The organism is Wenzhouxiangella sediminis (assembly GCF_003410055.1).
In the GTDB taxonomy this organism is placed as follows: Bacteria; Pseudomonadota; Gammaproteobacteria; order Xanthomonadales; family Wenzhouxiangellaceae; genus Wenzhouxiangella; species Wenzhouxiangella sediminis.
The window spans coordinates 62,289-70,964 of the sequence record NZ_QUZK01000004.1 but is presented as its reverse complement, the minus strand read 5'-3'; the positions used below and the strand labels follow the sequence as shown (position 1 = coordinate 70,964).

Genomic DNA, 8,676 nt, shown 5'->3' with positions numbered 1-8,676 from the left:
GCTTCAGGTGCACGAGGCTGGGGGAAGTGCGGGAAATGAGATGGTGCCCAGGGGGAGACTCGAACTCCCACATCCTTTCGGATACTAGCACCTGAAGCTAGCGCGTCTACCAATTCCGCCACCTGGGCAGGTGGAAGCGCGGCATTATAGTGCAAGCCGCGTGGATTTCCAAATGTTTTTCCCGCCGTGTCCGTTCCCCAAAAATAAGGCGGCCGGAGTGCGGGAACTCCGGCCGCCGGGTTAGGTGTGGCCCAGGCAAGGGGGGAACCTGGGCCACAATCCGGATGGGGAAGGGGGGAACCCCGGTCCGGAGATTCAAATTGTACGGGGGCAGATCACGGTGTCAAGCGCCAGTTTCGCTTATCGTGAACTGGTTCTCATTCCTGACGGGGTGATGACGGAAAATTCAGGCGATTCGGGCGCTTCGGGCCGGTCGGTGTCGCGGCCGGAGGGCCTAATCGACCTGTTCTGGGCGGGCTTCGGGGTATAATCCGGGCCCTGATTTCACTTCCCAGGAAAGCGATTCTCATGGATTTTCAACTGACCGACGAGCAGCAGATGATCCAGGCTGCTGCGCGCGATTTCGCTCGCGACGAGATTGCCCCGATTGCGCACGAATTCGATGCCTCCGGCGAATTTCCGCTCGAGACCATCCAGCGCATGGGTGAATTGGGCCTGATGGGCATCGAGGTGCCGGAGTCCTACGGCGGATCCGGCCTGGATACGATCGGTTACACGCTGGCCATGATGGAGGTCTCGGCGGCCGATGCGGCCCACGGCACGATCATGTCGGTCAACAACTCCCTGTTCTGCAACGGTATTCTCAAGCACGGCACCGAGGACCAAAAGCAGAAGTACGTCCGTGCGATCGCCACCGGCGATGAAATCGGCGCTTATGCCCTGACGGAGCCGGCGTCGGGCTCGGACGCGGCCAACATGAAGTCGCGGGCCGTGCTCAGCGACGACGGCAGTCACTACGTGATCAACGCCCGCAAGTCCTGGATCACCTCCGGCCCGGTGGCGCGCTACCTGGTGCTGTTCGCCATGACCGACCCGGAAGCGGGTGCCCGGGGCGTTTCGGCATTCATCATCGACGCCGAAAAGGAAGGCTTCCACCGCGGCAAGCTCGAGCCCAAGCTGGGCATTCGCGCCTCGGCGACCTGCGAGATCGAACTGACCGATTACAAGTGCCCGGTTGAGGATCGTCTAGGCGACGAGGGCCAGGGGTTCAAGATCGCCATGGGCGTGCTCGATGCCGGGCGGATCGGCATTGCCGCGCAGGCCGTGGGCATTGCGCAGGCGGCCTACGAGGCCAGCGTCGAGTATGCCAAGGAGCGCAAGGCGTTCGGGCAGGAGATCGGCACGTTCCAGATGATCCAGGCCAAGCTGGCGGATATGAAGACGCGGCTGGAAGCCGCCCGACTTCTGACGCTCAAGGCCGCCTGGGCCAAGATGAAGGCCATGGAAACCGGCTCGCGTTTCACGCTTGACGGGTCGATGGCGAAGCTGTTTGCATCGGAAGCGGCGATGTGGATCACGCACCAGGCGGTGCAGATTCACGGCGGCATGGGCTACAGCAAGGAAATGCCGGTCGAGCGCTATTTCCGCGACGCCAAGATCACCGAGATCTACGAGGGCACCAGCGAAATCCAGCGCATGGTGATCGCCAGAACCGAAACCGGCTTGCGTTGAACCACGCGGGGTAGGGCAGTCAGAAACGGGAAGCGATGGGATGAGTCACAACAACGAGAAGAAAGAGCAGGTCCTGGAGCAGGTCACCCGAATCGTGGCGCGGGGCGAGGGGCGCGAACTGGGCGCCGGATTCGTCCGGCGCTTCTTCCGGCGCGTGCCGGTCGCCGAGCTCGAGGACTGTTCGGTCGAGGACCTGGCCGCCCTGGCCACCGGCTTCCTGGGTTTCGCCCGCCAGCGGGTGGGCAACGAAATCCGCTTTCGGGTCTACAACCCGCATTCGGATCGGCACGGCTGGGAATCGAGCCACACGATCATCGAGATCGTCAACGATGACATGCCCTTCCTGGTCGATTCGGTGGTGCTGGCGCTCTCGGAGCTGGGCATCTCGGCGCACCTGATCATCCACCCGGTCATGCGGGTGGTCCGCGACCAGGGTGGCCACCTGATGCAGCTGGCCGAAGACGGCGAGGGCAAGGCCGAAAGCGGTCGGGCCGAGTCGATGATGCACCTTCAAGTCGATCGGCAGAACTATCCCGAAATGCTGGCCAAGATCGAGAAGCGCATCCTCGCCGCCCTGGGCGACGTGCGCCGTGCGGTATCGGACTTCAGGCCGATGCTCGATTGCGCCCACGAGATCGCACGCGAACTGCCCGAGACCCACAAGGCTTTGTCCGAGGAGGCTCGCCAGGAAGCGCACGACTTCTTCGAGTGGCTGGCCAACGATCACTTCACCTTCCTGGGCTACCGCGAGTACGTCATCGAGAGCGGCGAGGACGGGCGTGTGTTGCGCGCGGTTGCAGATAGCGGACTGGGCATCATGCACCCCGAGCATCGCGAGGCGCCGGTCCGGCCGCTGAGCGAACTCGGACGGGGCAGCGACCGGCCGACTGCCGACGATCCCATCATCATCACCAAGACCAACGCTACCTCAAGCGTGCATCGCGGCGGGTACATGGACTACATCTCGGTCCTGTATTTCGACGATGAAGGCCGGGTGACCGGCGAGAAGCGCTTGATCGGGCTTTTCACCTCGGGCGCCTACATCCGACGCTGCCAGGACACGCCGCTGGTGCGTCGCAAGGTCGATGAGGTGGTCAGGATGTCGGGCCTGCAGGCCGGCAGCCATGCCGGCAAGGCCCTGATGCACATCCTCGAGACCCTGCCGCGCGACGAGCTGTTCCAGGCCTCCAGCGAAGAGTTGCTGGAAATGGCGATGGGGATTCTCGATCTGCAGGAACGAAGCCAGACGCGACTGTTCATCAGGCGCGAGCGCTTCGGCCGCTTTTTCTCCTGCCTGGTGTTTATTCCGCGTGACCGGTTCAACACCGAAAATCGCGAGAAGATCCAGAACATCCTCAAACGCGCGCTCAAGGGCGAGCGGCTCGATTTCGCCGTCCAGGTCGGGGAATCAAAGCTGGCGCGCGTCCACCTCGTCGTCCGGCCCAAGGGCGACGCCACGGTGAATTTCGACATCGAGGCCATCGAGGACAAGATCAAGCAATCCATCCGTTCCTGGGAAGACGAGCTGACCGAGATCCTGGTGCGCGAGCACGGCGAGGAGCACGGCCTCGAACTGGCCCGGCGCTTCGGCCGGGCCTTCCCGGTGTCCTATGCCGACGACGTCTCGCCGCACGTCGCCAGCTACGACGTGGTCAACGTGTCGAGGCTGCGCGATCTCGACGACCTGCGCATGAGCCTGTACAAGCCGCGGCGGCGGGGCACCGGTCTGCTGCGCTTCAAGATCTTCAAGCACAGTGACCCGATGCCGCTCTCAGACGTGCTGCCGATGCTCGAGAACCTGGGCATGCGCATCGTCTCCGAACGGCCCTACGAGCTGACGGTTTCGGACGGCCACCGCGTCTGGATCCAGGATTTCGACATGCGTCCGCCCAACGACGCCGAGATCAATCTCGACCGCGTGCGCGACAAGTTCCAGGACGCTTTCGAGCAGATCTGGCGCCGGCGCTGCGAAAACGACGGGTTCAACAGGCTGGTGATGCTGGCCGGCCTGGACTGGCGCCAGGTCAACCTGCTCCGCGCCTGCTGCAAGTACCTGTTGCAGACCGGCATGCCGTTCTCCCAGAACTACATGGAACAGACCCTGGCCGCCTGGCCGCTGGTCGCGCGCCTGCTGGTCGAGTACTTCGAAATGCGCTTTGATCCGGCCCGCCGAGACGAAGGCCGCAAACATCGCAGCAGCGCACGAAAGCTGCTCGAGGCGCAGTGCCATGAATTGCGCGAAACGTTCAACGACGACGTGCTCTGCGAGTACCTCGACGAGGTGTGCCAGTCGCGCGAATCCGAACCTTCGGAGGGCACGGAGTTCCATCTGCGCAAGACGATCCTGCGCGCACTCGATTCTGTGAGCTCCGCCGACCAGGATCGCATCCTGCGCGGCTTCTGCGACCTGATCCGCGCCATCCTGCGCACCAACGCCTTCCAGCGCGACCCGCGCGGTGAATACCACGACTACCTCAGCATCAAGCTCGATTCCGCGCGGGTGCCTGACTTGCCGCAGCCGCGACCCTACCGCGAGATCTGGGTCTACTCGCCTCGGGTCGAGGGGGTCCACCTGCGCGGCGGCCAGGTGGCGCGCGGCGGCCTGCGCTGGTCGGACCGGCGTGAGGACTTCCGAACGGAGGTCCTGGGCCTGATGCGCGCCCAGAACGTCAAGAACACGATGATCGTGCCGGTCGGCGCCAAGGGCGGTTTTGTGGCCAAGCAATTGCCCGAAGGCGGTGATCGCGACGCGATGATGGCCGAAGTCGTTTATTGCTACCGAAGCTTCATCAACGGCATGCTCGACATCACCGACAACCTCGAGGGTGATGACCTGGTGCCTCCCCGCGAAGTCGTTCGCCACGACGACGACGATCCTTACCTAGTGGTCGCGGCGGACAAGGGCACGGCGACGTTCTCGGATATCGCCAACGCAATCTCCGCCGAGCACGGCTTCTGGCTCGGCGATGCATTCGCTTCCGGCGGATCGAACGGTTATGACCACAAGAAGATGGGCATCACGGCCAAGGGCGCCTGGGAATCCGTCAAGCGGCATTTTCGGGAGCTCGGCCTGGATACGCAAAGCGAAGACTTCACCGTTGTGGGTGTCGGCGACATGGGCGGCGACGTGTTCGGCAACGGCATGCTGTTGTCGAAGCACATCCGCCTGAAGGCGGCCTTCAACCACATGCACATCTTCCTCGATCCCGATCCCGACGCGGCCCGGAGTTTCGAGGAGCGCAAACGGCTGTTCGAGACGGCCGGAACGACCTGGGCCGACTACGACGAAGCGCTGATCTCAAGAGGCGGCGGCGTGTTTTCGCGCCAGGCCAAGACGATCGAGCTTTCCGACGAGGTGCGCGAGTGGCTTGCCGTCGAGGATCAATCGCTGGCGCCCCACGAGTTGATCAAGGCCCTGCTCAAGGCGCCCGTCGATCTGCTCTGGAACGGCGGCATCGGTACGTACGTCAAGGGCGCGGCCGAGGCGCATTCCGATGTCGGCGACCTGGCCAACAACCTGGTGCGCGTCAACGGCCAGGAGTTGGGCGCCCGCGTGGTGGGCGAGGGCGGCAACCTCGGCCTGACGCAGCGCGGACGCATCGAGTACGCCATGCAGGGCGGTCGCCTCAACACCGACTTCATCGACAACTCGGCCGGTGTCGACTGCTCCGACCATGAGGTCAACATCAAGATCCTGCTCAACGAGGCGGTCGAGCGCGACATGATCCAGCTCGACGAGCGCAACGAGCTGCTCGCCGACATGAGCGACGAGGTCAGCAACCTGGTGCTGCGCTCCAATTACCTGCAGAACCAGGCCCTGAGCATGATGGAATCGATCACCAGCGATCGCCTCGGAGCCGAGGCGCATTTCATCGCGGTGCTCGAGCACCAGGGCGTCATCGATCGCGATCTCGAACAGCTGCCCGACGACGAGGAGCTGCGCGAGCGCGTGGCGCGCGGCCAGGGCCTGACGCGACCGGAGCTTTCCCTGCTGCTGTCCTACAGCAAGATCACCGTCTACCAGGACCTCCTGGCCTCCGACGTGCCCGAGGATCCGTATCTCTCTGCCGAACTGAAGGATTACTTCCCGACGCCGCTTCGCGATCGCTTCAGCGACCTGATGCCGGAACATCGCCTGTGGCGCGAGATCATCGCGACCCGGGTGACCAACAGCATCGTCAACCGCATGGGTGCACCCTTCGTGATGCGCATTCGAGAGGATACGGGCGCCAGCTCGGCCATGGTGGCGAAAGCCTATACCGTGGCGCGCGAAATCTTTGCGGCCCGGGATTTCTGGCAGAAAATCGAGTCTCTCGACAACAAGGTGCCGGCGAGCGTGCAGCTCGATGCCCAGCTCGAAATGTGGAACCTGCTGCGCCAGGTCACCCGTCGCCTGATCACCTTGCCCGGCGGCTATTCCATCGACATTTCGAGCAAGGTCGAGCGCTTTGCGCCCGGCATCGAGCGCTACCGCAAGGCTTTGCCCGACATGCTCCACGGTGAACTCAAGCAAGCGCTGGACCAGCGCCAGGCCGAGCTCGTGGAAGCCGGTTTCAGCGAGGAGGTCGCCTGCGAAGTGGCCGGCCTGCGTTTCGTCTTCTCGGCCCTGGATATCGTCGACGAGGCGCGCATGCAGGAACTGGAGGTCGAGGATGTCGCCCGGATCTACTTCCGGCTGTTCGACCACCTCTGCCTCAAGTGGCTGCGGACCCAGATCGAGGAGCTGCCGGTCGAGCGGCAGTGGCATGCGCATGCCCGCGGCCACCTGCGTGACGACCTGTACCGCTACCATCGCGAACTGACGCGCCGGATCATGACCGAGGCAGGGGACGAAACCGAACCGGTCAAGGCCTGGATGCGCCGTCACCACGAGGCAGTCGACCGCATCAGCCTGATGCTCGAGGAGATGCGCAATACCGCGTCGCGTGACTACGCCGTCCTGCAGGTCGCCGTCAACGGCCTGGGCCAGCTGCTGCACGCCACTTCGGACTGAGCCCATGAAAATGGCCGTTCTCGCCAGTGCTCACCCCGGGTCGCAGGACGCGGCCCGGGCGCTGCGCGAGCGCTACGGCGACGTCGGCCTGGATGAGGCCGAGGTGCTGGTGGTGCTGGGCGGCGACGGCTTCATGCTGCACACGCTGCACGAGCACGTCGATCGCAACCTGCCGGTCTTCGGCATGCGCCTCGGTGAGGTCGGTTTCCTCATGAATCGCTTCGCCGAGGACGACCTTCCGGAGCGCATCGCTTCGGCGCGGGAGGTCGTGCTCAACCCCCTGCAGATGCATGCCGTCGACCAGGACGGTGAGACCCACCGCGCCGTGGCGATCAACGAAGTCGCTCTGCTGCGCCAGACCAACCAGGCTGCCCATATCCGCATCCTGGTCAACGGCCGTGAGCGCGTCGAGCGCCTGGTCGCCGACGGCGTCCTCCTGGCCACTGCCGCCGGTTCGACCGCCTACAACCTCTCCGCGCACGGTCCGATCCTGCCCCTGGGCACCGAGGCAGTGGTGCTCACCCCGATCAGCCCCTTCCGCCCGCGGCGCTGGCAGGGCGCCATCCTGCCGGCCTCGGCCGAAGTCCGCTTCGAGGTGCTCCAGCCAGAGCGCCGTCCGGTCAGCGCCACGGCCGACTACGACGAAGTGCGCAACGTGGCCCGCGTCGACGTCCGCCAGCAACGCGACATCACCCATCGCCTGCTGTTCGACCCGGAGCATTCGCTGGAAGAGCGGATTCTGTCGGAGCAGTTCTTCCAGTAAATGGGAAAGTGTTCAGGTTTCAGGCGGCATCCGTCGAGTCTAGGTGAGCGGCTTTGCCGCGATGCTCATGTGCCATCCGAAAGGGGGCAGTACCTCAGGCTTGGCACAGGGTCTCGCGGCAAAGCCGCCCCGCGCTGATTTCGGTTGCCGCCTGAAACCTGAAACCTGAACACTGAACCCTTCAACTCCGGCCCGTTATAATCCCCCCAATGCCCGAAAATCCCAAAAAGACGTCCGAAGCCGACCATCCGGGTCCCCTGATCATCGGGATTTCGTCCCGGGCCCTGTTCGACCTTGACGAATCCCACAAGGTCTTCGAGGAGCACGGTCTCGAGCGCTACATGGCCTACCAGCGCGAGCGCGAAGACGAGATTCTCGGCAAGGGCGTGGCTTTTCACCTGGCCGAGAAGCTGCTGCGGCTCAACAACGACGGCATGGACCACCCGGGTGTGGAAGTCGTGCTGATGTCGCGCAACAGTGCAGATACGGGGCTGCGCATCTTCAACTCGATCGAGCACTACGGGCTCAATATCGAGCGGGCGGTGTTCACCAACGGTGCCAGTCCGGCCGACTATATCGAGCCTTCCGGCGCGCAGCTGTTCCTGTCGGCCAACGAGGACGACGTCCGGCGCGTCCTGATGGCCGGCTATGCCGCGGCGACGATCCTGCCTTCGGCCATACGCGAGAATCGCTCAGAGCAGCTCAAACTGGCCTTCGACGGCGACGCCGTGATCTTTTCCGACGAGGCTGAGCGAATCTACAAGGAGCAGGGCCTGGAGGCCTTCTCCACGAGCGAGCGCGCCCAGGCGGCCAGCCCCCTGGCGGCAGGCCCGTTCAAGCGGGTGCTCGAGGGCATCCAGCGCATCCAGGCCGCTTATCCGCTCGAAGAGAACCCCATCCGCACGGCCCTGATCACGGCGCGTTCCGCGCCGGCGCACAAGCGCGTGATCCTGACCCTGCGCGCCTGGGGGATCCGGATCGACGAAGCGATGTTCCTGGGCGGACGCGAGAAGGCGCCCTTCCTGCGCTCCTTCGGCGCCGACATCTTCTTCGACGACCAGACCCTGCACACCGACGCCGCCAGCCGAGAAGTCGCCACCGGTCACGTGCCTCACGGTGTCGCCAACGAGAAAAAAACCTGAAAATCTTGAAACGCAAAGACGCGAAGACGCAAAGAATTCCAAAAAGCTCCTTAACAACTTTGCGTCTTGGCGTCTTTGCGTTTAGC

4 protein-coding genes and 1 tRNA gene are annotated in these 8,676 nt (G+C 64.0%); 4 read left to right on the top strand and 1 reads right to left on the bottom strand.

From position 1 onward, the window contains the following. Positions 1–41: 41 nt before the first annotated feature. A tRNA-Leu gene (locus tag DZC52_RS01075) sits at positions 42–128 on the bottom strand. Between the two features lie 400 nt (positions 129–528). On the opposite strand from DZC52_RS01075, the gene DZC52_RS01070 reads away from it, so the two are divergent. The 4 genes from DZC52_RS01070 (at position 529) to DZC52_RS01055 (ending at position 8,590) form a co-directional block, all read left to right on the top strand. Beyond that, complete coding sequence (locus tag DZC52_RS01070; protein WP_116649269.1) at positions 529–1,692, top strand: acyl-CoA dehydrogenase family protein; 1,164 nt, start codon at positions 529–531, stop codon at positions 1,690–1,692. A gap of 40 nt (positions 1,693–1,732) precedes the next feature. Then, the gene (locus DZC52_RS01065; RefSeq protein ID WP_116649268.1) at positions 1,733–6,685 is read left to right on the top strand and encodes an NAD-glutamate dehydrogenase; all 4,953 of its coding nucleotides are present in this window, start codon (positions 1,733–1,735) and stop codon (positions 6,683–6,685) included. 4 nt (positions 6,686–6,689) lie between these two features. Beyond that, positions 6,690–7,448 carry an NAD kinase gene (locus DZC52_RS01060; RefSeq protein WP_116649267.1) on the top strand — a complete coding sequence of 253 codons (759 nt, stop codon included), beginning with the start codon at positions 6,690–6,692 and terminating at the stop codon, positions 7,446–7,448. Positions 7,449–7,657: 209 nt separating this feature from the next. Then, positions 7,658–8,590, top strand: coding sequence for a 5'-nucleotidase (locus DZC52_RS01055; protein WP_116649266.1), 933 nt, complete (start codon positions 7,658–7,660; stop codon positions 8,588–8,590). The last annotated feature ends 86 nt before the right edge of the window (positions 8,591–8,676 follow it).